The sequence below is a fragment of the Hydrogenophaga flava NBRC 102514 genome, assembly GCF_001571145.1.
Classification (GTDB): domain Bacteria; phylum Pseudomonadota; class Gammaproteobacteria; order Burkholderiales; family Burkholderiaceae_C; genus Hydrogenophaga; species Hydrogenophaga flava.
This window is the reverse complement of sequence record NZ_BCTF01000010.1, coordinates 80328-105918: the sequence shown is the minus strand read 5'-3', so window position 1 is coordinate 105918 and position 25591 is coordinate 80328. Positions and strand designations below refer to the sequence as shown.

The window sequence follows — 25591 nt, the reverse complement described above, 5'->3', positions numbered from 1 at the left end:
ACATGAAAAGACAACATGCATCGCAGTGGGCGCCGATGGACCGGCGGCAGTGGCTTCGCTTCGGTGGCGCTTCCCTGGCGGGCGCCCTCGGGGTGGGCAGCCTGTCGGCCCTGCTGCAGAACCCGGTGAAGGCCCAGGCCGACAGCTACAAGGCCCTGGTGTGTGTCTTCCTGTACGGCGGCAACGATGGACAGAACACGGTGGTGCCGACCGACACCACACGCTACAACCAGTACGCGGCCGTTCGCGGGGCCCTGGCCCTGCCACGCAACAGCCTGGTGCCGATGGCGGGCACGGACCTGGGCTTGCACCCGTCCATGGCCGCGCTGGCGTCGGTGTGCAGCGCGCGAAAGATCGCCGCCGTGGCCAACGTCGGGCCGCTGTTCGGACCGCTGACCAAGACCGAGTTCCGCAGCCTGCCGGGCACCTCGCCGCTGATTCCGGACAACCTGTTCTCGCACTCGGACCAGCAGATCGAGTGGGAGGCGTCCAGCGCCCGTTCGCTGGAGCGCACCGGCTGGGGCGGACGCGCGACCGACACCCTGGGCACCACCAATCCCGTGATCTCGGTAGGCGGAAACGGCCACTTCGGCCTGTCCGCGCTCGGCACACCGCTGGTGCTGCCGGGGCCCGGTGACACCTTCGGGGTGGAGGGCCTGGAGGGCACCTGGACACCCACGGTGGCGCGCAAGAACGCGCTGGAGGCGCTGTACCAGCCGGGCAATCTGGGCAGTTCCAACGTGCTGCTGGACGCCTACGCGCAGCAGCAGCGCACCGCGTTCGAGGTCTCGTCCCGGCTGGGCGCCATCGTCGGGGTGGAGCCCAACCCGGCGGCACCGACCCTGATCGACACGGCCTTCGCGCCACTGACCAATGCGCAGGGGGCGATCAGCACCGACCTCGGCCGCCAGCTCTACCAGATCGCCAAGCTGGTGGCCGGGCGCGCCACCGTGCAGGGCGACCGGCAGATCTTCTTCGCCCAGCAGGGCGGCTACGACACGCACAACGAACAGATTGCCGCGGACAGCCTGAGCGGCGTGCATGCCCGCCTGCTGCAGGGCCTGGCCGATGCCATGACCTGCTTCTACAACGCGATGGCAGCCATCGGCATGGGCAACAACGTGACCCTGTTCACCCAGAGCGACTTCGGCCGCACCTTCGTGCCCAACAGCAGCTCCGGCACCGACCACGCATGGGGCAACCACCATCTGGTGATGGGGGGCGCGGTGCAGGGTGGGGCGGTCTACGGCACCTATCCCGAGCTGGTGGCTGGCGGCCCGAACGATGTGGGGGTTTCGTCCTGGGAGCTGCACGGACGGTGGATTCCCACCACGTCGGTCGACCAGTATGCGGCGACCTTGCTGCGCTGGTTCGGTGCCTCGGACCCGCAGCTCAACACCATCCTGCCGAACCTCACCAACTTCAGCACCAGGAACCTCGGTTTCCTGGGCTGAAGGTGCTCAGCGGCGGAACTTGCCGCCGCTGTCGATGATGGAAAGGTCGACAAAGTCCAGACCGGTGTGGTCGGCTGGCCCGAAGCCCACTTCGAGGCCGCCGATGTCCAGTTTGGACAGCCCTTCCAGCGCGTCGCGCAGCTTGGCCCGGGTCGGGTTGGCACCCGCGCGCTGCAGACCCGCCACCAGCACCTTGGCCGCCGCGAAGCCTTCCAGCATCGCCGGGCTCACGCCCTCCAGCCCCTTGGCCCTGGCCAGGTCCGCCGCTTCCTTCACCATCGCCACCGAGAGCGAGCGCTCGTAGGGGAAGACCTGGGTCACGATGGTGCCCGATGCGTTGGCGCCCAGCGATTTCACGAAGCCGGCCGAGGCGTTGTTGGAGTTGGTGATGATCTGGGCGCGCGAACCGGCCTTGCGGATGGCGGCCACGCCATCGGCCACCGCCACGCCCGAGCCGATGAACAGCACCGCCTGGGCGCCCGAAGCGGCCACTTTGGGGGCGATGGCGCTGAAGTCCCACTGGGCGCGATCGAATTTTTCGATGAACAGCGGGCTCTTGCTCACCGCCGCAAAGCCCTTCTGGGCGCCTTCGAGCAGGCCGGCGCCGAAGCTGTCGTCCACATGCACCACGCCGATGCGGTCCATGCCGATCAGGCTCAGGTGCTGCACCGCGCGCTCGGCCTCGCGCTGGTAGGTGGCGCGCACGTTGAACAGCCAGGGGTGGACCGGCTTGTGCAGCGCCATGGCGCCAGTGGAGGGGCCCACCAGGGGCAGCTTGGCGTCCGCCAGCACCGGCAGGATGGCCTGGGTGTGCGGCGTACCGCGGTTCAGGAACAGGCTGATCACCGCCTTGTCGTTGGCCAGCGTCCGGGCGTTTTCGGCCGCCAGTTTGGGGTCGAACTTGTCGTCTAGCGACACCAGTTCGATCTTCTCTCCGTTGACCCCCCCTTTGGCGTTGACCGCGTCAAAGTACAGCTTGGCGCCGTCGGTGGTTTCTTTCACCCCGTCGGCCACTGGCCCGCTGAAGCCGGCGGTCTGGCCGATGCGGATCTGCGACCAGGCGGTTGCGGACCAAGTCATGGCGACAGTCAGACCCAGGGTGCCGAGGGCTCGGCGCAGGTGTTTTGTGTTGGTCATTCGTATGTCTCCTTCGGGAGCGCCAGTCTAGGCAGTGGAGGGGGGCGCGACATTGGGGGAATGACGTAGCCCCCGGACAGCCCGACGTGCGGCTCCTAGAATGTTCGGCTCCCTCTCAGGAAGGCCTGCATGTCCGACGATCTCCGCCCCGCCGACGAACCCCTGTCCCCCGCCGAGGCGCCCACAGACGGCGGCGGCACGATCCGCATCCGGGGCGCCCGGCAGCACAACCTCAAGAACCTCGATCTGGACATTCGCACCGGCGAGCTGACGGTGGTCACTGGCCCCAGCGGCTCGGGCAAGTCCAGCCTGGTGTTCGACACCCTGTTCGCCGAAGGCCAGCGTCGTTACGTCGAGACCTTCAGCGCCTACGCGCGCCAGTTCCTGGACCGCATGGACAAACCGGCGGTGGACAAGGTCGAGGGCGTGCCCCCGGCCATCGCCATCGACCAGACCAACCCGGTGCGCTCCTCGCGTTCGACGGTCGGCACCATGACCGAGCTGAACGACCACCTCAAGCTGCTGTTCGCGCGCGGAGCGAACCTGTTCGACCGCGCCACCGCGCTGCCGGTGCGTCACGACTCGCCGGAGTCGATCTTTGCGGAGCTGCAGCGGCGATCCGCTGAACAGGGTGATCCGCGTCTGGTGGTGACCTTCCCGGTCGAACTGCCCGCGTCCACCACGCCCGAAGAGGTGGAGCAGTGGCTCTCGGCCAGTGGCTACACGCGGGTGCAGGCCGAGCGCATTGTCCAGCGCGAAGCGAAGGACGAGGCGCCGGCCAAGGGCAAGAAGGCCAGGCCGGTGATCGAAGCCGTGAAGCTGCTGGACGTGGTGGCCGACCGCTTCCGCCTCGGCAACGCCGAACCGGCGCGGGTGATGGAAGCCATCGAAGCCGGGCTCAAGCGCGGCGCGGGCAAACTCATGGTTTATGTTTTGCGCGAAGAGGGCGAGCCGGATATCTGGCGTTTCAGCACAGGCCTGCACTGCCCCGAGAGCGACATCCGCTACACCGAACCCACCCCATCGGCCTTTTCCTTCAACTCCGCCGTCGGCGCCTGCGAGGCCTGCCGCGGCTTTGGCCGCGTCATCGGCGTGGACTACGGCCTGGTCATCCCCGACGAAAAGATCACGCTGCGCAACGGTGCGATCAAGGTGTTCCAGACACCCGCGTGGAAGGAATGCCAGGACGACCTGATGCGCCACGCCGAAGCGGCCGGTATCCCGCGCGACACGCCCTGGAACAAGCTCACGCCCGAGCAGAAGCAGTGGGTGATCGGCGGCAACCCCACTTACAAGGATGGCCAGTGGGGCAAGCAGTGGTATGGCGTGGCGCGTTTCTTCGAGTACCTGGAGAGCAAGGCCTACAAGATGCACATCCGGGTGCTGCTGTCCAAGTACCGCAGCTACACCGAATGCCCCAGCTGCGGCGGCGCGCGCCTGAAGACCGACAGCCTGCTCTGGCGCATTGGCACGAAAGCGCAGGCCGACGCGGTGCTGCCGGCCGACAAACGCTACCTGCCCAAGGGCGTGCAATGGTCGCGCACGCAGCTCGAAGCCCTGCCGGGGCTGTGCCTGCACGACCTCATGCTGATGCCGCTGACCAGCCTGCGGCGCTTCTTCGACGACCTGGCCACCACGCTGGCGGGCAGCGGAGGCGAAGGCGGTGAACAGCAGGCGCTCAAGCTGCTGTTCGAAGAAATCAACACCCGCCTGCGCTATCTCTGCGAAGTCGGCATCGGCTACCTCACTCTGGACCGGCAGAGCCGCACGCTGTCCGGCGGCGAGGTGCAGCGCATCAACCTGACCACCGCACTCGGTACGTCTCTCGTCAACACCCTGTTCGTGCTCGACGAGCCCAGCATCGGCCTGCACCCGCGCGACATGGCGCGCATCAACGACGCCATGCTGCGCCTGCGCGACGCCGGCAACACCCTGGTGGTGGTCGAACACGACCCGGCTGTGATGCTGGCGGCCGACCGCCTGATCGACATGGGCCCCGGCCCGGGCGAGCGCGGCGGGCAGATCGTGTTCGACGGCACGCCCGAGGCCATCCGCAGCGCCGACACCCTCACGGGCGCCTACCTGGGCGCGCGCAAGACCGTGGGCATGGGCTTCAAGCGCATGGTCACCGACAGCACGCCGCGCCTGATCCTCGAAGGCGCGCGCGAGCACAACCTGCAGAACCTTTATGTCGAGTTCCCGCTGCAGCGCCTGACCGTGGTCACCGGCGTCTCCGGTTCGGGCAAGTCCACGCTGATCCAGGACGTGCTGGCGCCTGCGCTGCTGCGCCACTTTGGCAAGGCCACCGAAACGCCGGGCGCGCACGACCGCCTGCTGGGCGCCGACTTCCTGAGCGAGGTGGTCTATGTCGACCAGTCGCCCATCGGCAAGACCGCGCGTTCCAACCCGGTCAGCTACGTCGGCGCGTGGGATGCCATCCGATCCCTGTTCGCCGACGCGCCGCTGTCACGCCAGCGCAGCTACACCGCGGCCAAGTTCAGCTTCAACAGCGGCGACGGGCGCTGCCCCACCTGCGGTGGCTCGGGCTTCGAGCATGTGGAGATGCAGTTCCTCAGCGACGTCTACCTGCGCTGCCCGGACTGCGACGGCAAGCGCTACCGGCCCGATGTGCTGGAGGTGCGCATCGAACGCGGCGGGCGGATGCTCAACGTGGCCGACGTGCTGGAGCTCACCGTCAGCGAAGCCGCCGACCTGTTCAAGGCCGACCGCGAGGTCATCCGCGTGCTGCAGCCCATCGTGGACGTGGGGCTGGAGTACGTGAAGCTGGGCCAGCCCGTGCCCACGCTCTCGGGCGGCGAGGCGCAGCGCCTCAAGCTCGCCGGCTTCCTGGCCGAGGCGGCCAAGAACAGCGCGGCCAGCCGCCAGGCGCTGGCGAAAAAGGGCACGCTGTTCCTGTTCGACGAGCCGACCACTGGCCTGCACTTCGACGACATCGCCAAGCTCATGCGCTCGCTGCGCAAGCTGCTCGAAGCCGGCCATTCGCTGATCGTGATCGAGCACAACCTGGACGTGATCCGCAGCGCCGACTGGCTGATCGACCTCGGCCCCGAAGGCGGCTCGGGCGGCGGTCTGGTGGTGGCCGAGGGCCCGCCCGAAGAAGTGCGCCAACACGCCAGCAGCCACACCGCGAGGGCGCTGCGCGAGTACGCAGCGTCCATGGGCGAGGTGCACACGGTGCACGAAGGCCGGCTGGTCGACTACCTCAAGCAGCCGCAGCGCCAACAGGCCGCGGCCGCCCGCGCCGAAAACCACAGCAACGCCATCCGCATCGTCAACGCCAAGGAGCACAACCTCAAGAACCTGAGCGTCGACATTCCTCGCGGCAAGTTCAACGTCATCTCCGGCGTCAGCGGTTCGGGCAAGTCCACGCTGGCGTTTGACATCCTGTTCAACGAAGGCCAGCGGCGCTACCTCGAATCGCTCAACGCCTACGCGCGCAGCATCGTGCAGCCGGCGGGCCGGCCCGAGGTGGACGCGGTCTACGGCATCCCGCCCACGGTGGCCATCGAGCAGCGCCTCAGCCGAGGCGGCCGCAAGTCCACGGTGGGCACCACCACCGAGGTCTGGCACTTCCTGCGCCTGCTCTACGTGAAGCTGGGCACGCAGCACTGCGTGCACGACGGCGCTGCCGTCATGCCGCAGAGTCCCGAAAGCATCGCCGCCGCCATCCTCACGCGCTACCGAGGCCGCCACATCGGCCTGCTGGCGCCGCTGGTGGTCAACCGCAAGGGCGTCTACACCGAACTGGCCGACTGGGCGCGCCCGCGCGGCTACACCCACCTGCGGGTGGACGGCGAGTTCCTGCCCACCACCGGCTTCCCGCGCATCGACCGTTTCAAGGAACACACCATCGAACTGCCGGTGGCCGACGGCGTGGTGGACCCGGCGAACGAGGCCTGGCTGCGCACCCAGCTGGCCAAGGCACTCGAACTGGGCAAGGGCACGCTGCACCTGCTGACCGATCTCGACGGGCTCGCGCCCGCGCTGGCCGAGGGCCGCTCGACCGCTGGCCTGGGCCGGCTGGAGGTGTTCTCCACCACGCGCGCCTGCCCGACCTGCGGCACCAGCTACCCCGAGCTGGACCCGCGCCTGTTTTCCTACAACAGCAAACACGGCTGGTGCCCCGACTGCGTGGGCACGGGCGTCAAGCTCTCGCGCGAGCAGCGCAAGGCGCTGGACGACTCGGTGCGCGACGACGACCAGAAGGGCCGCGAGCAGAGCTTTGCAGAGCCCGAGGTGGAAGACCTGACCGATGAGGCCTGTCCGAGCTGTGAAGGCACACGCCTGAATGCGCAGGCGCGGGCGGTGCGTTTTGGCGGTATGTCGATCACCGACATCGCGCGCCTGTCCGTCAGCGAAGTGCGGCAGAAGGTTCGTGCGCTCATGGCCGAAGGTGGTCTGAGCCAGCGCGAGGCCGACATCGCGCGCGATCTGCTGCCCGAAATCGAAAGCCGCCTGGCCTTCCTTGAAGAAGTGGGGCTGTCGTATCTGACGCTCGACCGTGGCGCCCCCACGCTCAGCGGCGGCGAGGCGCAGCGCATCCGCCTCGCGGCGCAACTCGGCAGCAACCTGCAGGGCGTGTGTTACGTGCTGGACGAGCCCACCATCGGCCTGCATCCGCGCGACAACCAGATCCTGCTGGACGCGCTGCACAAGCTGGGCGACATGGGCAACACCCTGGTGGTGGTGGAGCACGACGAGGACACCATCCGCCGCGCCGACCACATCATCGACATAGGACCCAGCGCCGGCAAACGCGGCGGCCGCGTGGTGGCGCAAGGCACGGTGGCCGACCTGTCGGCGAGCGAAGACTCGCTGACCGGGCGTTACCTGTTGCACGCGATGAAGCACCCGCTGCAGCCGCGGCGCGCCGTCACCGCCGACGGTGAGCAGCTCGAACTGCGCGGCGCCACCATGCACAACCTGCAGCAGGTGGATGTGACCGTGCCACTCAGGCGCCTGGTGGTGGTCACCGGCGTCAGCGGTTCCGGCAAGTCCACGCTGGCGCGCGACGTGCTGCTCACCAACGTGGCCGAGGCGGTGTCGATGCGCAGCACCTACGCCGGTCGCCAGTCCTGGGACAACGAGGGCGCGCGCCCGGCCTGGACCGGCTGCAGCAAGCTGCTGGGCAGCGAGACCGTGGACCGCGTGCTCGAAGTCGACCAGACACCGATCGGCAAGACGCCGCGCAGCTGCCCGGCCACCTACATCGGTTTCTGGGACACGGTGCGCAAGCTGTTCGCCGACACGCTGGAAGCCAAGGCGCGCGGCTACGGGCCGGGGCGTTTTTCCTTCAACACCGGCGAAGGCCGCTGCCCGGGCTGCGAAGGGCAGGGCATGCGCACCATCGAGATGAGCTTCCTGCCCGACGTGAAGGTGCCCTGCGAGGTCTGCCACGGCGCGCGCTTCAACCCCGAGACCCTGGCCGTCACCTGGAAGGGCAGGAACATCGGCGACGTGCTGCAGATGGCGGTGGACGAGGCGGTGGAGTTCTTTGCCAGCATGCCCGCCATCAGCCACCCGCTGCAGCTGCTCAAGGACGTGGGCCTGGGCTACCTCACGCTGGGCCAGCCCTCGCCCACGCTGTCGGGCGGCGAGGCGCAGCGCATCAAGCTGGTGACCGAACTCAGCAAGGTGCGCGACGAGATCGGCCGCCGCGGCCAGAAGGCGCCGCACACGCTGTACGTGCTGGACGAACCCACGGTGGGCCTGCACATGGCCGACGTGGAGAAGCTGATCCGCGTGTTGCACCGGCTGGTCGACGGCGGCCACAGCGTGGTGGTGATCGAACACGACCTGGACGTGATGGCCGAAGCCGACTGGATCATCGACCTGGGGCCGGAAGGCGGCTCGGGCGGTGGCCGCATCGTGGCGGCGGCGACACCGGAGGACGTGGTGGCGCTCGGCACGCACACTGGCAAGGTGCTCGCGCCGGTGCTGGCGCGCTGATCGGCCCCATCTCTGAACAGCCCGCCCGCAGGGCGGGCGGTGAGGCTCAGGGGCGCCCGGCGCCCGGCACGCTCACGGTGGTGGTCCAGATGGCGGCTTCGCGCGCGGCCTGTCGCGCGTGCTCCAGAAAGTCTGGCGCCACGCAGATGAACAGGGTGCGGCCATCCGGGCCACCGAGCGTGCAGGCGAAGGCGCCCTGGTCCCCGGTCGAAATGCTCTCCAGGATCTCGCCGCCCGGTGCCATGCGCACCACGCGGTGGCCCACGGCGTCGGCGAACCACACCGCGCCCTCGGCGTCCAGCGTGGCGCCGTCGGGCGCCGCCTTGAGCGCACCCAGCACGCTGGGCACGTCGGTCATGGGCGGCAGCGGACCCCAGGCGGCCCAGTCGCGGCGCGGCCCCAGCTGGCCGTCGGGCCGGATGTCGAAGGCCGAAATGCGGTTGCCCATGGTCTCTCCGACGATCAGGGTCCGGCCGTCGGGCGTGATCATGCTGCCGTTGGGGAAGTACAGGCCTTCGGCCGCCACGTGCACCGAACCGTCGGGGTCGACGCGCGCCAGCGTGGCGGTTTGCGGCGTTCCACCGCCCATCAGGTCGAAACCGAAGTTGCCCACGTAGGCGCGGCCCTGAGCGTCCACCACCATGTCGTTGACCGAGCCCCCCGCGATGGCCGACAGGTCCGCGTGCGTGACGAGGCGGCCGTCGGTCTCGCGACGCAACACCTGGCGGTCGCGCATCGAGACCACCAGCAGCCGGCCGTCGGGCAGCCAGCCCATGCCCGAGGGCTGTTGCGGTACGTCGGCGATTTTTTCCACCCGGCCCTGCCCGTCGAGGCGGATGATCTGGTGGGTGTAGAAGTCCGACAGCCACAGGCGGTCGTCGTGCCAGCGCGGGCTTTCAAAGAAGGTGTAGCCCGAGACGAGCACGGAAAAACGCGGATCGAGGCCCATGGTGGTGTCTCCTGAATGTTGTGGTGGAAGGCGCACCATAGACACGCCGCGCAGCCGAGGCAAGCCGCCACCATCGCCTTGGCGACGCCGGTGATTGCGCTACGCTGTGGCCGTGCCGCACCAGGTCATCCACATCCACCCGGCCGCGCCGGCCCAGCCCCCCGAGGGCGCGCCCTGCAACGGCTGCGGTGTCTGCTGCCTGGCCGAGCCCTGTCCGCTGGGGCGGGTGATCTCGCGCAAGCGCCACGGCGCCTGCGATGCGCTGCGCTGGGACGAGGTGCAAGGCCTGTACCGCTGCGGTGCGGTCAGCGATGCTGAGGGTGTGCTCGGCCCGCGCGGGCGCTGGGCGGCGCCGCTGCTGCGCCGGCTGGCCAGGCGCTGGATCGCGGCCGGCATCGGCTGCGACGCGAGCCTGCGCGCTGAAGATTCTTGATATGGATCAAGAACGGCCCACGACGAACTCAAGCGGGCTTCTCACAGGTCGTTACTCCAAGTGAGTGGCAGGGCATTTCGGGTGCATCTGCTGTTACATCCTCCCTTTCCGAGTTCAACATGGCCATTCCTTCTCCTACTCATCCCTGCTGGTCGCGTGCGGCCAGTGGCGGTCTTGCGCGCATCCAGACCTCCAATCTCGCGTTGCAGCTCATGGTCAAACGCCTGGAGCGAAGCACCGATCCCATGCCCCAGAAAGCCAGCGAAATCCAGTCCTTCTTCGCCAAATGGGAGCGCATCCTTTCCGCTGAAATCGATCAGCTCAACCGCATCTGAGGCACACAACATGAACCGTCTGATGACCCTGGCCGAAGCGGCCGAACTGATCCGCTCTGGTGCGGCCCTCACGCTGGCCGGCCCTGAGTCCACGCTGGATGCACTGCCCGCTGGCAACTGGATCGCCGGCACCATTCCCTACTTCATGGACGCCTGCGGCGGCGTGGTTTCCACCGAAGGCAAGGTGTTCGTCACCTCTTTGCCCGTCCCCGGCAAGACCACGCTGGCGCACTACGGCGCGGACCAGCTCAAGTCCATTTTGGGCAATGGACCGGACAACGGTTTCACGGTGGCCGTCGTTCCCGCGGGCAGCGCGGCGCACAAGACCTTTGCGCAGGAGGCGGTCAACGACGCCGACGCCTTCCTCAAACCTACCGTGGGCTGGGTCTCGGGCGTGCACCTGTCGGAGCTGGGGAAGGTCACGCCCAAGGTCTACCTGGGCACCACAGGGCAGAAGTTCGAGGACGGAGTCGTCGTGGCACACGTGGCCCTGCCGGACAGCCAGTTGGCCTCCATCGAGATCGTCAATATCTTCGAGCCCGGCGATGGCGACACCCTGCGATTCACCGACACCTCGTTCGAGGTGGGCGACTGTCTGATCAATGGCGAGAAGACCAATCTGGCCGCCTACGTGCAGGCCAAGGGCCTTGCCGACGGGAAGCTGCCACTGGTGGGCGATTTCGGCGGCGCGCACATCAATGCCTCCATCCAGTCGGTGGACGCCGCGGCCAGCAAGGTGGTGCTCTATGCACCGGTGTTCACCGGCGTGGATTACCGTTTCGCCAAGCCCGTGGCGGACTACGGCGCCAGCTTCCGAGAGCGCCTGGCGGCCTACCCGAGCGAAGGCGTCAGCCTCTCCTGCAATTGCATCTTGAATTTCTTGTTTGGCGGACTGGAAGGCCAGCGCCTCGGCGACCTGTATGGGCCGGTGACCTTTGGGGAGATCGGCTACCAGTTGCTCAACCAGACCCTGGTGGTGCTGCGAATCCAGTAACTTCCGGATGTCGCACGACACGAGCCCCGCCCTGTCGGGGCTTTTTTTGTGGGCAAAGACAGCGGTGACAATGCCCACATGCTGATCTGGCCGATTCCCGCGCTGTTGACTTGGGGGGGCGCCTGGGCGCTGTTCACCGGTCTCTGCGCGGTTGGGTTGAGCCCGGTGGCGGCCTTTGTGGTGGCGCTGCTGGCCGCCGGCCTGGCCGCCTGGACCGGTCGCACGCCCTGGCGGCGCCTGTTCATGCTGGCGGGCTTCCCGCTCTCGCTGCTGGCCAGCGGTGCGGCAGGGGCGGTGCCGGGCTGGGTCTGGCTGCTGCCGCTGGGCCTGTTGCTGGCCCTGTACCCGCTGGGCAGCTGGGGCGACGCGCCGCTGTTCCCCACGCCCGAGAACGCACTGGACGGTCTGGCGCAGAAGGTGCCGCTGCCCGATGGTGCGGCGGTGGTGGACGCAGGCTGTGGGCTCGGCGCCGGCCTGATTGCGCTGCACCGCCAGTATCCGAAGGCGCAGATCCACGGCCTGGAATGGAGCTGGCCGCTGGCCCTGCTGTGCCGGCTGCGCTGCCGCTTTGCGTCGGTGCGCCGCGCCGACATCTGGGCACAGGACTGGTCGGGCTACCGCATGGTCTACCTGTTCCAGCGGCCCGAGAGCATGCCGCGGGCGATGGAGAAGGCCGCCGCCGAGCTGGCGCCCGGTGCCTGGCTGGCCAGCCTGGAGTTCGAGGCCACCGGTTTCAAACCCCAGGCCCGGCTCGAAACCGTCCAGGGCAAACCGGTCTGGCTCTACCAGATGCCCTTGCGTCGGCGCTGATCTGGATCAGTTCACCGTGGCCCGGGTCGGCGTAATATCAGTTGTTGCAAATGTGCGAATGGAGTGTCGCAATGGACTGGACCGGCTGGATCGAACACTACGGAGAGCCCCGTGTGCTGCTGGTGGGCGGCCTGCTCAGCGGGCTGCTGTTCGGCTTTTTTGCGCAGCGCTCGAAGTTCTGCCTGCGCGCGGCGGTCATCGAGTTCTGGCACGGCCGGTTCGGCGAGAAGCTCGCGGTGTGGCTGCTGGCGTTTTCCACCGCGGTGGTGGCGGTGCAGCTGTTCGTGGTGTCGGGTCTGCTCGATGTGGGCACGGCGCGCCAGCTCTCATCCAGGGGCAGCCTCTCGGGCGCGCTGATCGGCGGCCTGATCTTCGGTGTGGGCATGGTCATGACGCGCGGCTGCGCCAGCCGCCTGCTGGTGCTCTCGGCCAACGGCAACCTGCGTGCGCTGCTGTCGGGGCTGATCTTCGCGGTCACGGCGCAAGCCTCTCTGGCTGGCGTGCTGGCGCCCTGGCGCGAAACGATCGCCGGGCTGTGGGTGGTCGATGGCGGGCCGGCGCGCAGCCTGCTGGCCCTGGTCGGCGTGGGGCCGAACGACGGCCTGGCGTTTGGTTCGGTGTGGATGGTGACCGCGGGCTTCTTCGCTTACTACAGCGGCTGGGGCGTATGGAAATGGCTGGGCGGCATCGGCACCGGCCTGGCGGTGGCCCTGGCCTGGTTGTTCACTTACCAGGTGCTGGCGCATTCCTTTGAACCGGTGCAGGTGCAGGGCATGACCTTCAGCGGACCCTCGGCCGAGTGGCTGATGCGCGTGCTGAGCAACCCGGACGAGCCCTGGAACTTCGACCTGGGCCTGATGCCGGGTGTGTTCCTGGGCTCGCTGATCGGTGCGCTGGTGGGGGGCGACTGGAAACTCGAAGGCTTCGGCGGTGGCTACACCATGCCGCGCTACATCGTCGGCGCCGTGCTCATGGGCTTTGGCTCCATGCTGGCCGGCGGTTGCGCGGTGGGCGCGGGCATGACCGGCGGCGCCATCTTCGCGGTCACCGCCTGGCTCACGCTGGCGGGCATGTGGGTCGGCGGCGGCCTGGCCGACCGGGTGCTGGACCGTCCCCGGCCGGCCGCTCCCGCCGAGACACCGTCAGGCGCCGCCGCGGCGCCTTGAACGCAGGCGGCGGTGCTCGCGCCGCAGCAGCCACCAGCCGGGCCCGGCCACGGCCAGCAGCAGCGCCGGGAAGCCGATCACCGGCGCCCAGTCCAGCATGGCAGCGCCCAGCGCGGGCGCCAGCACGCCGCCCAGCGTGTACGACAGCACCAGCACGGCGGTGCTGTTGACCAGGGTGATGCCTTCTTCGCGCGAGCCGATGTCGATCATGGCAAGCGTGTACAGGCTGCCGCCCGCGCCGCCCCAGACGAAGGCCACCGCCGCCGCCAGCCAGGGGGCGCCGGCCACGAAGGGGATCAGCACGGTGGCCAGCAGGGTGATCAGGGCGCAGCCATGCAGGATCAGCGCCCGGGCGCCGTGTTCGCCGCCGTGGCGCTGCTGCAGCGAGGGCCGGTCGGCCGCCATGCCGGCGGGCAGCATCATCAGCGCGCTGCCCAGGCCGCTGGCCGACACCAGCAGCGCCGCCGCTGCCGCCCCCATGCCCAGCGCCAGACCGTAGAGCGGCAGGATGGAGGTCAGGCCGCTTTCGAAGAAGCCACCGACGAAGCCGACCGTCATGATCAGCGGGTGCGCGCGCAGCGCGTGCCAGACACCGTGCAGGCCCACGCGCGCCTCGTGCGCGTCGGCAGCTGGTGGCAGGCGCGGAATCCAGAAGCTGCCCAGCAGGCCCAGCACCAGAAAGCCCAGCACGATCCACAGCGCCACCGGGCTGGTGGGGCCCACCAGCGCGAGCAAGGCCGGGCCGATCACGAAGGTGGTGCCGACCATGGTCTCGAACAGACCCACCATGCGCCCTCGCTGATGGGGTGGCGCGAACTCGGCCACCACCGCCTCGGCCAGCACCCAGCGCAGGCCGGAGGCGGCGCCGGCGATGAACTCGCAGGCGAACCAGACCGGCAGGGCGTCGGTGAGCAGGAAGCCGGTGGTGGAGACCACGGGTATGAGCGCCGACAGCCACAGCGTGGGCCGCCGGCCCAGTCGCTGGGTGATGGCCGAGGCGAACGGTGTCATGAAGAACACGCCCACCCAGCCGCTGGCCGCGAACAGCCCCGCCAGCGCGGTGGACTCGCCGCCGTCCTTGAGCTGCAGCAGCAGCCAGGGCATGAGCATGAAGTAGCCCACCAGTTCGCAGAAGGTGGCGACGAAGATGGCCCAGAGCCCTCGACGGGCCAGCGCGGGTGGCGCGGTCGTTGAGGCTGTGGACAGCGGTGGCTGCAGCGGGCCGCTCATGCGCCGGCGCCTTCCTGGCGCGCCAACAGTAGCGTGTGGGCCACCTCGGCAAAGCCGGCGCCGCGTTCGCACTGAGTCACATAGCGCGGACGCTGCGCCAGCTTGTCCCAGAAGCGCGCGACGTTGGCCACGCCCACGCTGTGCGGGAAGTGGCCGAACATGAGCGCGTCGTTGGTCGAGTCGCCGACATAGACCCAGCGGTCGAGTTCGGCGTCGAGGGCGCGGCCCAGCCGCTGGCGCACGATCCAGCGCGCGCCTTCGAGCTTGTGGTGCTCGCCGATCCAGCCGTTGATGTGGATGGAGCTGACGGTGGCGTTCAGGCCGCCTTCGCGCATCAGCGCCACCACGCGCTGGATGTCGACCTCGTGCAGTTGGGCGAACTCGCTGTGGTCGATGGCGATGTCGGTCTCGCGCCCCGGGCTGTCCTGGGACAGGCGGGCGTGCGGCAGCTCGGCCAGCACCCGCTGCGCCACCGCCTGCAGGCGGGCGAAGTTGGCGCTGCGGGTGGCCTCGTCCTGCAGCCAGTCCTTCTGCAGCGAACCGTCGGCGCCGCGCCAGAGCGCCACCGCACCGTTCTCCGCCACGATGGCGTCCACCGGCCAGGCCAGTGCAAACGGCTCGCTCCAGCCCGCGGGCCGCCCGGTGATGGCGAACACCGGCAGGCCCGCGGCGCGCAGGGCCGCCAGCGCGGCCAGCGCGTCGGGCGTGATGGCGCCGTCGGTGGTCAGGGTGTCGTCGATGTCGGTCAGCACGCCGTGAATGCGCGCGCGCTCGGCCAGCGGCCAGTCGGAAAGCAGGGAATGGGTCATAAAGGCCCGCCAGTTTCGCAGATGCCCAAAATCGGCGCCTGCGGTAGAATTGCGGCCATCCGAGGAGCGTTGCAGCGCACCCCCGACCCCCGGTCGGCGCGGTTCGTGAGGCTCGGACATCCATGCAACGACGCTCATCCACTTCTGCGGTGCGATGGGCTTTTTTTTGCCCTCTTGTCGCCCGTGAAGTGGTTCATCAACCTTCAATGGAGCGAACCATGAACGCACGCATTCCCGCCGTCGCCACCGACTGCGTCATCGCCGACATCGGCCTGGCCGACTGGGGCCGCAAAGAAATCCGCATCGCCGAAACCGAGATGCCTGGCCTGATGGCCATCCGCGAAGAGTTCGCCAAGGCGCAACCGCTCAAGGGCGCGCGCATCACCGGCTCGCTGCACATGACCATCCAGACAGCGGTGCTGATCGAGACCCTCAAGGCCCTGGGCGCCGACGTGCGCTGGGCTTCGTGCAACATCTTCTCCACCCAGGACCACGCCGCTGCCGCCATCGCCGCCGCCGGTACGCCGGTGTTTGCCGTCAAGGGCGAGACCCTGGTCGACTACTGGGACTACACCCACCGCATCTTCGACTTCGGCCCCAAGGGCAGCGAAGGCGAAGGCCCGAACATGATCCTGGACGACGGCGGTGACGCCACGCTGCTGATGCACCTGGGCAAGCGCGCCGAGAAGGACCTGTCGGTGCTGGCCAACCCCGGCAGCGAGGAAGAGCGCATCCTGTTCGCCGCCATCAAGGCCAAGCTGGCCGAGGACGGCACCTGGTACAGCCGCAAGAGCGCGCAGATCCTGGGCGTGACCGAAGAGACCACCACCGGGGTGCACCGCCTCAAGGAAATGTCGGCCAAGGGCACGCTGATGTTCCGTGCCATCAACGTGAACGACTCGGTGACCAAGTCCAAGTTCGACAACCTGTACGGCTGCCGCGAATCGCTGGTGGACGGCATCAAGCGCGCCACCGACGTGATGATCGCCGGCAAGGTCGCTGTGGTGGCCGGTTACGGTGACGTGGGCAAGGGCTCGGCCCAGGCCCTGCGCGCCCTGAGCGCCCAGGTGTGGGTGACCGAGATCGACCCCATCAACGCCCTGCAGGCCGCGATGGAAGGTTTCAAGGTCGTCACCATGGAATGGGCGGCCGACAAGGCCGACATCTTCGTGACCACCACCGGCAACCGCGACGTGATCACCTACGAGCACATGGCCGCGATGAAGGACCAGTCCATTGTCTGCAACATCGGCCACTTCGACAACGAGATCCAGGTCGCCAAGCTGGAAGAGAAGTGCCAGTGGGAAGAGATCAAGCCTCAGGTCGATCACGTGATCTTCCCGGACGGCAAGCGCATCATCCTGCTGGCCAAGGGCCGTCTGGTGAACCTGGGTTGCGGCACGGGCCACCCCAGCTTCGTGATGTCCAACTCGTTTGCCAACCAGACCATCGCGCAGATCGAGCTGTTCACCCACCCCGAGGGCTACGACGTGGGCAAGGTCTATGTGCTGCCCAAGCACCTGGACGAGAAGGTCGCACGCCTGCACCTGAAAAAGGTCGGCGCCATGCTGACCGAGCTGAGCGACGAGCAGGCCGCCTACATCGGCGTGCCGAAGAACGGCCCGTACAAGCCGGACACCTATCGGTACTGATCGCCGATGCGCGCTGACCAGTTGCTCGTCGAGCGAGGGCTGGCCGCGTCGCGTTCGCAGGCCCAGCGGCTGATCGCCGCGGGCGTGCGCTGGCGGCTGCCGGGCGGCGACTGGAAGGCCGTGGTCAAGAACGGCGAGGAGCTGCGCGAGACCGCGGAGCTGCAGCTGCTGGACACGGCCGAGTCGCGTTTCGTCTCGCGTGGTGGTCTCAAGCTCGACGGCGCGCTCGCGCATTGCGGCATCGACGTGACCGGCCTGCGTTGCCTCGACGTAGGGCAGAGCAGCGGTGGTTTCACCGACTGTCTTCTGCAGCACGGCGCCACGAAGGTGGTGGGCGTGGACGTGGGCCAGGGCCAGCTGCACCCGCGGCTGCGCAGCGACCCGCGTGTGGTCTGCATCGAGAAGTGCAACGCGCGCGAGCTGACGGCGCAGCAGCTGGTGACCGAGGGCGGCGAGGCGGCGGCCGCGCCCTTCGACCTGGTCGTCGGCGACCTGTCCTTCATATCGCAGACCCTGGTGTGGCCGGCCCTCGTGCCGCTGTTGCGGCGCGACGGCAAAGGCCTGCTGATGCTGGTCAAGCCGCAGTTCGAACTGCAGCCCGAGCACATCGGCAAGGGCGGGCTGGTGAAAAGCACCGCGAGCTATCCGCTCGTGCAACAACGCATCGCACAGGCCTGCGAGAGCAACGGCCTGCGCCTGCGGGACTATTTTGAAAGCGCCATCACCGGCGGTGATGGCAACCGGGAGTTCTTCGTATGGGCCTGCCCCTGAGTTTTGAATTCTTTCCGCCCAAGACGCCCGAGGGCGCCGAGAAGCTGCGCGTGGTGCGCCAGAAGCTGTACGCGCTGCAGCCCGAGTTCTGTTCGGTGACCTATGGCGCCGGTGGCTCCACCCAGAAGGGCACCTTCGACACCGTGCAGGAAATCCTGGCCGAAGGCGTGGACGCGGCCTCGCACTTCTCGTGCATCGGCGCCACCAAGGCCGGCGTGCGCGAGCAGCTGGCCACGCTCAAGGCCATGGGTGTGCGGCGCCTGGTGGCGCTGCGCGGCGACCTGCCCAGCGGCTACGGCCTGGGCGGCGAATTCCAGCATGCGAGCGATCTGGTGGCCTTCATCCGCGAGGAGACCGGGCGCGACTTCCACATCGAGGTGGCCGCCTACCCCGAGATCCACCCGCAGGCCAAGTCGCCCGAGGCCGACCTGCAGGCGTATGTGACCAAGGTGAAGGCGGGGGCCGACTCGGCTATCACGCAGTACTTCTACAGCGCCGACGCCTATTTCCGTTTCGTGGACGAGGCGCGCCGCCGCGGTGCCGATGTGCCGGTGGTGCCCGGGATCATGCCCATCACCAGTTCCTCGCAGCTGCTGCGGTTCTCGGACGCCTGCGGCGCCGAGATCCCGCGCTGGATCCGGCTGCGCCTGCAGGCCTTCGGCGACGACATCGATTCCATCAAGGCCTTCGGGCTGGACGTGGTGACCGACCTGTGCGAGCGGCTGCGCAGCGCCGGTGTGCCCGCGCTGCACTTTTACACCATGAACCAGAGCGTGGCGACGCTGGAGATCGTGCGGCGGCTGGCGGGGCAACAGCCTCACCACTGACACCCGCCAAGACCGTTCATGTGGCCCCTGGATCAGGGGAAAATTGGCCCGTGGGTGTAAGAAGATAATACCCATTGCTTGAGGGCCGGCGATGCCGACGCCCCTTCAGCGCCGACTTCATCCAGGGGCCCCACATGAAAAACAAGCCAGCACATTCTTCCCAGTCCGGCAACGCGCGCGCCAGGCGCCGCGATCTTCGTCAGGCAGCCACCGGGCTCGCCACAGCCTCCGTCCTGGCGGTGGGTCTGCCAGCCACGACCGCGCTGGCCGGCACCGGTTCGTGTGTCGGGTCGGGTGCGATCACGGTGGCGGATGCTCGTGTCGGTGAATGCCAGCTGCAAACCGGAGACTCGCTTTCGGTCACCGGCACAGGCAGCATCACCGGCGACGGAGGAAGTACGGTCGTGGGAGTGCGGGTCGAGGCAGGGAACACTGGCATTCAAATCATCAACGACGGCGACATCATCGGCAACCCGTCCGACGGCTTGTGGAATGCCGGGACGATCACCGAAGTCACCAACCGCGGTCGCATCGGCGCGGGGCCGTTTGCCCTGGGCGTGTACAGCACCGGCACGATCAACGTCCTGAACAACGAGGCGGGCGCCGAGATCCAGGCCGGGACAGGAAGCATCAACGCCATTGAGTCGTACGGCACGCTTGGCACACTCAACAATGCGGGGCACATTCTGGGCGGGATCCGGACCGGCAACACCACGCTGAATCTGAGCGGTAGCGCGGCGCGCATCACGGGGCCGGTCAATGTTGTGGGCACGAACGGCTCCGTCAATGTTGTGTCTGGCGCTGTCTTCACCACCGAAAACACCTTCAGGTCCAACGTGTTCCGCATCCAGTCGGGCGCACGCCTGGTGATCGGGTCCTCTTTCCATGTCATCCAGGCCTTCTCCCTCACGTCGGACGCTTTCAGCAACGCTGGCACCCTGCATGTGCCGGAGGGCGTCCACGCCCAGATCACAGGCCACTACACCCAGTCCGGGGCCCTGCGCCTGGGGGTCAGCAGTTCTTCCAGTTTCGGGCGTCTGACAGTGTCTGGCGACGTGAACCTGCAGCCCAGCGCCACGTTCGTGATGGATGTCAATGGCACGAACACCCTGGCCGCAGGCGACACGCTGGAGGGGGTACTGACCGCCGGAGGCACTCTGACCAACGCCGCTTCGGCCACGAATGTGTCTGACAACAGCGCCTTGTTCAACTTCCGGTCGCAGACCAGTGGCAACCAGGTGAACCTGCTTGTCGATGCCGCGGGCGCGCCCCCGCCTCCTGCGCCTCCCCCGGCTCCAGCACCCGCACCTGCGCCCTCTCCGGGTGGCGGTGGCGCGGCGCCCGAGCCCACGCCTGCGCCTGCGCCCCCCACCCCCGGGCGGGGCATCGTGCCGGCGACCATCCAGGCGGGCCTGATCAACGGGGTGCCGACCGCCCAGGTGCTGGATGGCTACATCCGCGGCGGTCGCACGGGCACCGACTGGGATGCCGTGGTGACGGCCCTGGGACGACTGCCCGACGATGCATCGGTGGCGCGGGCCGTGGGACAGGCCATGCCCTCCATGCATGGCAACGCGGCCCAGGCCCTGCTGGCGCATGTGTCGAGCACCGGCTCGGCCGTGGTCGGGCAGCAGGCCGGTAGCGGGTCCGATGGGGCCGCAGCGAAGTCCGGCACGGGTCTCTGGGTCCAGCCGTTGAACCACCGGGTTGATCAGGACCGCTACCGCCAGGCCAGCGGCTACCGGGTGCGCACACAAGGTCTGGCGGGCGGTTACCAAGCCTCGATGGTGTCCGGCAGCACCCTGGGCTTCGGACTGGCTTACCTGGATGGCCGCGTGGAAGGCCGTGACTTCGCGCAGGCGCACCGCAGCGACCTGGAAAGTGTCCAGCTGCTGGGCTACGGTTCCTACGATCTCTCCGCATGGCGCCTGCAATGGCAGGCCGACGCCACGCGCAGCTCGGTCAAGTCCGCGCGCAACCTGGGGTTCATCGGGCGGTCGGCCAAGGCCAGCTACCGCGGCCATGCCTCGCACCTGGGGCTGAGCATGGGGCGCCCCATGACCGTGGCCACGACCTCGGTCACCCCGTCGGTCGGTCTCGACTGGCGCCGCGCGCGCAGCAACGCCTACACCGAAACAGGGGCCGGGGCGCTCGACCTGCGGGTCGCCGCCCAGAAGGCGGAGGAACTGGTCGCCAAGCTGGGCGTGGAGGCGCGCCATCCGCTGGGTGCGCAGAGCCATCTGCTGGCGCAGGCCGCCGTGGGGTACGACCTGTCCGGCGGTCGCGACAGCACATCGGCCCAGTTCGTCGGGGGTGGCCCGGTATTTTCGACCCCGGGATCGGAGCAGCGGCGCGTCCTGGCCGAGCTGGGGCTGGGGCTGGTCCACAAGGCCGGCGATGCCCTGGAAATGCGCGTGCACTACGACCTGAGTCTGCGCGGGAAGATGACCGACCAGGGCGTCAGCCTGCGTCTGGACTGGCGCTTTTGAAGCGCTTCGCCCGGCGCTTCGCGCCGTCCTCGCTGCTGGCTGTGTGGGTGGCGGTGCTGGCGGGCTGTGCCGCGTCGCCCGCCGGTCCGGCGCCGGCCGGGGCCGCCGACGGACCGTTGCCTGTGGCCGCACCGGCGGCGTCTGATGCACCGTCCGTTCCCCCGACCCGCAGCGCCGACACCGTGGCGGAGCCCGCCGGGTCTACAGCCGCCGAACGGTCCGCTGACGGGGCTCGCAGCGCGGCCGAGTCCCGTAACTCCGCGGGCGTTCTCGAAAAGGGTCTGGCGTCCTGGTATGGCAGCAAGTTCCACGGCCGCCGCACCGCCAGCGGCGAACGCTACGACCGCCATGCCTTCACTGCCGCCCACAGGACGCTGCCCTTCGGCTCCCGCGTGCGCGTGCGCAGCGTGGTCTCGGGCAAGGAGGTGGTGGTCCGCATCAACGACCGCGGCCCTTTCAAGCGCTCGCGCGTCATCGATCTGAGCCAGGCGGCGTTCAGCGCGCTGGGGCTGCAGGGGCGCGGGGTGACCCAGGTCGAGTTGCTGCCAGAATGACCGGCTGTTCATCCAACACCCCAAGGAGACCCTCATGAAACTCGAAACCCTCGCCGTGCACGGCGGCTACACGCCCGACCCCACCACCAAGGCCGTCGCGGTGCCGATCTACCAGACGGTGGCCTACGCCTTCGATAACACCCAGCACGGTGCCGACCTGTTCGACCTCAAGGTCGCGGGCAACATCTACAGCCGCATCATGAACCCCACCAACGGGGTGCTGGAGGCCCGCCTCGCGGCGCTGGAAGGCGGCATCGGCGCGCTGGCCGTGGCCTCTGGCATGGCGGCCATCACCTACGCGATCCAGACCATCGCCGAGGCGGGCGACAACATCGTCTCGGCCTCGACGCTGTACGGCGGCACCTACAACCTGTTCGCCCACACCTTCCCGCAGCAGGGCATCACGGTGCGTTTCGCCGACCCGCGCGACCCGGCGGCGTTTGCGGCCCTGATCGACGAACGCACCAAGGCCATCTACTGTGAGTCGGTGGGCAACCCGCTGGGCAACGTGACCGACATCGGCGCGCTGGCCAAGGTGGCGCACGCGGCCGGCGTGCCGCTGATCGTGGACAACACCGTGACCAGCCCCTACCTGTGCCGTCCGTTCGAACACGGCGCGGACATCGTGGTGCACTCGCTGACCAAGTACCTGGGTGGCCACGGCACCAGCATCGGCGGCGCCATCGTCGACAGCGGCAAGTTCCCCTGGGCCGAGCACAAGGCGCGTTTCAAGCGCCTGAACGAACCCGATGTGAGCTACCACGGTGTGGTCTACACCGAGGCGCCTGGCCCGGCCGCCTACATCGCCCGCGCCCGCGTGGTGCCGCTGCGCAACATGGGCGCAGCGCTCTCGCCGATGAACGCGTTCCAGATCCTGCAGGGCATCGAGACGCTGGCGCTTCGCATGGACCGCATCTGCGAGAACGCCGTCAAGGTGGCCCAGCACCTGCAGAACCACGCCAAGGTGGGCTGGGTCAACTATGCCGGCCTGCCCGACCACAAGGACCACGGGCTGGTGAAGCAGTACATGGGCGGCCGCGCCTCCGGCATCATCAGTTTCGGCCTGAAGTCCGACGACGCGATTGCCGCTGGCGCGCGTTTCCAGGACGCACTGCAGCTGTTCACCCGCCTGGTCAACATCGGCGACGCCAAGTCGCTCGCCTGCCACCCGGCGTCGACCACGCACCGCCAGCTCAACCCCGACGAGCTGAAGAAGGCGGGGGTCAGCACCGACATGGTCCGCCTGTCGATCGGCATCGAGCACATCGACGACCTGATCGCCGATCTGGAGCAGGCGCTGGCGAAGGTGTGAGGGGCGGCGCCCGATGCGTGCGCTGAAGGTGGTGCTGGTGCGGGTGTTGTCGGCGGTGGCGCTGCTCTATCTGGCCGGCTGTGGGGCGCTGTACGGGTGGCAGCGCTCCATGCTCTACCACCCTCAGCCGGCGCGGCATGCGGGCGAATCGCTGGCGCTGCCGGTGGACGGGGCCAACCTTCAGATCAGTGCGCGCACACGACCCGGCGCGCCCGCCCTGCTGTATTTCGGCGGCAACGCCGAAGACGTCTCGACCACCATCCCGCAACTGATGCGCCTGTTTCCGGACCATGCGCTGTACGGTCTGCACTACCGCGGGTTCGGGCGGAGCACGGGTGAGCCCAGCGAGTCTGCCTTGCACGCCGATGCCCGCGCGCTGTACGAGCATGTGCGGCGCGGGCATCCCGACATCAAAGTGGTGGGGCGCAGCCTGGGCAGCGGCGTGGCCGTGCGCCTGGCCAGCGAGACGGCCGTGACCAGGCTGGTGCTGATCACGCCTTACGACAGCATCGAGAACGTCGCGGTCGAGCAGTTCCCCTGGTGGCCCGTGCGCTGGCTGATCCGCGACCGTTTCGACTCCGCCGCCCTGGCGGCGCGCATCGATGTGCCGACGACCCTGATCGCGGCCGAGCACGACACCCTGATCCGGCTGGAGCGCACGGCCGCGCTGATGGCGCGCTTTGGGCCCGGTGTGGCGCGTCTGGTGGTCATTCCGGGCGTGGGGCACAACGACATCAGTGCCAGCCCGCGCTACGCGCAGGCCTTGGTCGACGCCGCCCGCTGAGGGCGACGACCGCAACAGCCGCTTCGGCACCTGTGTCAGCGGGCCGGTCCTTGCATCGGTTTGATCTGGGTCAACCGCCTGCTCGGAAGCGGCGCATCGCATGCGTCGCTGCCCCAATCCCTTGACATGACTCAATCGGCAGACCAGGCCGGGCGACTCCAATGCCCGCGCGGGAATGTTCCCGTGACGAGGAAGAAGTTGATCATGTCGAAGAAGCACATCATTGCCATCGCTGCCCTCTCCGCCCTGGTGGCCGGCCCCGTGCAGGCCCAGGACCTCAAGGCAGGCGACCTGCTGGTCCGTGCCCGCGCCGTGCACCTGAACAGCGCCAACAAGGACAGCACCGGCCTGGACCTGTCCGTGAACAACAAGTGGCTGCCAGAAGTGGACTTCACCTACTTCATGAGCCCCAACCTGGCCGCCGAGCTGATCCTGACCGTGCCGCAGAAGCACACCCTGTCGGCCGGTAGCGCCGAGATCGGCAGCCTCAAGCACCTGCCGCCGACCCTGAGCCTCCAGTACCACTTCCCGGCCGGCCCGGTGAAGCCCTATGTGGGCGCGGGCCTGAACTACACCCGCTTCAGTTCGGTGAACCTGCCGGCGGGCGTGGACATCAAGCGCAACAGCGTGGGTGCATCGCTGCAGGCGGGCGTCGACATTCCCGTGGGCAAGGATCTTTACCTGAACTTTGACGTGAAGAAGGTCTTCATCAGCACCAAGGTCTCGGCCGGTGGCAGCGAAATCGGCAAGTTCAAGGTCGACCCGGTGCTCGTGGGCGTGGGCCTGGGCTGGAAATTCTGATTCAGCGCTCGTCGTAGCTGACCACCAGGGTGCTGGTGGTCGGCCGGGCCTGGCAGGAGAGCACGAAGCCCTTCTCGGTTTCCCAGGGTTCGAGCGTGAAGTTCTTGTCCATTGTCACCGCGCCTTCCATCACCTTGGCGCGGCAGGTGCAGCACACACCGCCCCGGCACGACCAGGGCAGGTCCAGCCCGGCGTTGAGGGCCACGTCGAGCACGTGCTCGTCCTTGCCCATGCGCAGCTGGTGCGGCTTGCCGTCGAGCACCACGGTCAGCGCCACCTCGCCGTCGGTGCGCACGGCCGGGTGACCGAGCACGGCGGCCTGGCGCTGGCCAGCAGGCAGCGCTTCCAGCGTCGGTGAAGTGAAGCGTTCGGTGTGGATGCGGTCGGGTCGCACGCCGGCGTCCAGCAGCGCCTTCTCAGTGGCTTCGATCATGGCCTCTGGGCCACACACAAAGACCTCGTCCATGCTGCCGACCGGCAGCAGCGCGGCGATGATCTCGCGCACCTTGTCGCCGTCGATGCGGCCTTCGAGCAGGGGCACTTCCTGCGCCTGGCGCGAGAGCACGTGGACCAGCGTGAGTCGGCCGGGGTAACGGTCCTTGAGGTCCTGCAGTGCCTCGTTGAACATCACGCTGGCCATGCGGCGGTTGCCGTAGACCAGGGTGAACTTGGCGTCGGGCGATTCCTCCAGCGTGCTGGCCATGATGGACAGGATGGGCGTGATGCCCGAGCCCGCTGCAAAACCCACGCGGTGGATGGCGCGCGGCTTGTGCACGGTGAAGCGGCCGTCCGGCGGCATCACTCGCAGCGTGTCGCCCGCCTTGAGTTGTGTGGCCGCCCAGTTGGAGAACACACCGCCCTCGACGGGCCGGATGCCCAGCGTGACCTCGCCATGTTTCACCAGCCGGCTGCGCGGGCTGCTGATGGAATAGCTGCGCCGCACGTCCTGGCCACCGATGTCGGCTCGCAAGGTGAGGAACTGGCCCGGTTCGAAGGCGAAGGTCTCGCGCAGCGCGTCGGGGATGACCAGCGACACGGCGACGGCACCAGCCGCCTCGGGGTCGACGCGGGCAACGGTGAGGTCGTGGAAGCGGGGGGCGGCGGTGCTCATGGT

20 protein-coding genes and 1 riboswitch are annotated in these 25591 nt (G+C 68.4%); of the genes, 15 read left to right on the top strand and 5 right to left on the bottom strand.

Annotated elements, in window-relative coordinates; translation table 11 throughout:
• The first annotated feature begins 2 nt into the window (after positions 1–2).
• Positions 3–1454: a DUF1501 domain-containing protein gene (locus tag HFL01S_RS10685; RefSeq protein WP_066258184.1), complete on the top strand. Its 1452-nt coding sequence runs from the start codon at positions 3–5 to the stop codon at positions 1452–1454.
• A gap of 6 nt (positions 1455–1460) precedes the next feature.
• On the opposite strand, the gene HFL01S_RS10680 is transcribed toward HFL01S_RS10685, so the two are convergent.
• On the bottom strand, positions 1461–2591 hold the full coding sequence (locus tag HFL01S_RS10680) for an ABC transporter substrate-binding protein (RefSeq protein ID WP_084383212.1): 1131 nt from the start codon (positions 2589–2591) through the stop codon (positions 1461–1463).
• A 129-nt stretch (positions 2592–2720) separates the two neighbouring features.
• Here HFL01S_RS10680 and uvrA point away from each other — a divergent pair, with 129 nt between their 5' ends.
• The gene (uvrA, locus tag HFL01S_RS10675) at positions 2721–8561 is read left to right on the top strand and encodes an excinuclease ABC subunit UvrA (RefSeq protein WP_084383211.1); all 5841 of its coding nucleotides are present in this window, start codon (positions 2721–2723) and stop codon (positions 8559–8561) included.
• A gap of 46 nt (positions 8562–8607) precedes the next feature.
• Here the strand turns inward: uvrA and HFL01S_RS10670 are convergent, their stop codons facing one another.
• Positions 8608–9510, bottom strand: coding sequence for an SMP-30/gluconolactonase/LRE family protein (locus HFL01S_RS10670; protein ID WP_066258179.1), 903 nt, complete (start codon positions 9508–9510; stop codon positions 8608–8610).
• Between the two features lie 94 nt (positions 9511–9604).
• Between HFL01S_RS10670 and HFL01S_RS10665 the strand changes: the two genes are divergently transcribed.
• The 5 genes from HFL01S_RS10665 to HFL01S_RS10645 all read left to right on the top strand — a co-directional run bounded on the left by HFL01S_RS10665 (position 9605) and on the right by HFL01S_RS10645 (position 13248).
• The gene (locus HFL01S_RS10665) at positions 9605–9943 is read left to right on the top strand and encodes a hypothetical protein (protein WP_245644780.1); all 339 of its coding nucleotides are present in this window, start codon (positions 9605–9607) and stop codon (positions 9941–9943) included.
• 119 nt (positions 9944–10062) lie between these two features.
• Positions 10063–10278, top strand: a complete 216-nt coding sequence (locus HFL01S_RS10660; protein WP_066258176.1) for a hypothetical protein — start codon at positions 10063–10065, stop codon at positions 10276–10278.
• Positions 10279–10288: 10 nt separating this feature from the next.
• The gene (locus tag HFL01S_RS10655) at positions 10289–11272 is read left to right on the top strand and encodes a DUF6976 family protein (protein ID WP_066258174.1); all 984 of its coding nucleotides are present in this window, start codon (positions 10289–10291) and stop codon (positions 11270–11272) included.
• 78 nt (positions 11273–11350) lie between these two features.
• A complete protein-coding gene (locus tag HFL01S_RS10650) occupies positions 11351–12082 on the top strand; it encodes a class I SAM-dependent methyltransferase (protein ID WP_066258172.1) in 732 nt (243 codons plus the stop codon).
• Positions 12083–12153: 71 nt separating this feature from the next.
• Positions 12154–13248: a YeeE/YedE family protein gene (locus tag HFL01S_RS10645; protein WP_066258170.1), complete on the top strand. Its 1095-nt coding sequence runs from the start codon at positions 12154–12156 to the stop codon at positions 13246–13248.
• Here the strand turns inward: HFL01S_RS10645 and HFL01S_RS10640 are convergent.
• Positions 13225–14478, bottom strand: a complete 1254-nt coding sequence (locus HFL01S_RS10640; RefSeq protein WP_066258169.1) for an MFS transporter — start codon at positions 14476–14478, stop codon at positions 13225–13227. The genes HFL01S_RS10645 and HFL01S_RS10640 overlap by 24 nt on opposite strands.
• Complete coding sequence (locus HFL01S_RS10635) at positions 14475–15287, bottom strand: HAD-IIB family hydrolase (protein ID WP_066258168.1); 813 nt, start codon at positions 15285–15287, stop codon at positions 14475–14477. The genes HFL01S_RS10640 and HFL01S_RS10635 overlap by 4 nt, the downstream gene beginning before the upstream one ends.
• Positions 15288–15342: 55 nt before the next feature.
• Positions 15343–15430, top strand: a riboswitch (S-adenosyl-L-homocysteine riboswitch).
• 75 nt (positions 15431–15505) lie between these two features.
• Between HFL01S_RS10635 and ahcY the strand changes: the two genes are divergently transcribed.
• The 8 genes from ahcY to HFL01S_RS10595 all read left to right on the top strand — a co-directional run bounded on the left by ahcY (position 15506) and on the right by HFL01S_RS10595 (position 24477).
• The gene (gene ahcY / locus HFL01S_RS10630) at positions 15506–16939 is read left to right on the top strand and encodes an adenosylhomocysteinase (protein ID WP_066258167.1); all 1434 of its coding nucleotides are present in this window, start codon (positions 15506–15508) and stop codon (positions 16937–16939) included.
• A 6-nt stretch (positions 16940–16945) separates the two neighbouring features.
• On the top strand, positions 16946–17710 hold the full coding sequence (locus tag HFL01S_RS10625) for a TlyA family RNA methyltransferase (RefSeq protein ID WP_066258165.1): 765 nt from the start codon (positions 16946–16948) through the stop codon (positions 17708–17710).
• On the top strand, positions 17695–18537 hold the full coding sequence (gene metF / locus HFL01S_RS10620; protein ID WP_066258161.1) for a methylenetetrahydrofolate reductase [NAD(P)H]: 843 nt from the start codon (positions 17695–17697) through the stop codon (positions 18535–18537). Before HFL01S_RS10625 ends, metF begins: the two co-directional genes overlap by 16 nt.
• A gap of 134 nt (positions 18538–18671) precedes the next feature.
• Entirely contained in the window at positions 18672–21026 is a 2355-nt protein-coding gene (locus HFL01S_RS25520; RefSeq protein WP_157538837.1) for an autotransporter outer membrane beta-barrel domain-containing protein, read from the top strand.
• Positions 21023–21580: a septal ring lytic transglycosylase RlpA family protein gene (locus HFL01S_RS10610; RefSeq protein ID WP_066258159.1), complete on the top strand. Its 558-nt coding sequence runs from the start codon at positions 21023–21025 to the stop codon at positions 21578–21580. Before HFL01S_RS25520 ends, HFL01S_RS10610 begins: the two co-directional genes overlap by 4 nt.
• Before the next feature lie 34 nt (positions 21581–21614).
• Complete coding sequence (locus HFL01S_RS10605) at positions 21615–22892, top strand: O-acetylhomoserine aminocarboxypropyltransferase/cysteine synthase family protein (protein ID WP_066258156.1); 1278 nt, start codon at positions 21615–21617, stop codon at positions 22890–22892.
• A gap of 13 nt (positions 22893–22905) precedes the next feature.
• Complete coding sequence (locus HFL01S_RS10600; RefSeq protein ID WP_174525239.1) at positions 22906–23676, top strand: alpha/beta hydrolase; 771 nt, start codon at positions 22906–22908, stop codon at positions 23674–23676.
• A 204-nt stretch (positions 23677–23880) separates the two neighbouring features.
• Positions 23881–24477, top strand: coding sequence for an OmpW/AlkL family protein (locus HFL01S_RS10595; protein WP_066258155.1), 597 nt, complete (start codon positions 23881–23883; stop codon positions 24475–24477).
• 1 nt (position 24478) lies between these two features.
• On the opposite strand, the gene HFL01S_RS10590 is transcribed toward HFL01S_RS10595, so the two are convergent.
• Positions 24479–25588, bottom strand: coding sequence for a 2Fe-2S iron-sulfur cluster-binding protein (locus HFL01S_RS10590; protein ID WP_066258153.1), 1110 nt, complete (start codon positions 25586–25588; stop codon positions 24479–24481).
• Positions 25589–25591 lie beyond the last annotated feature (3 nt).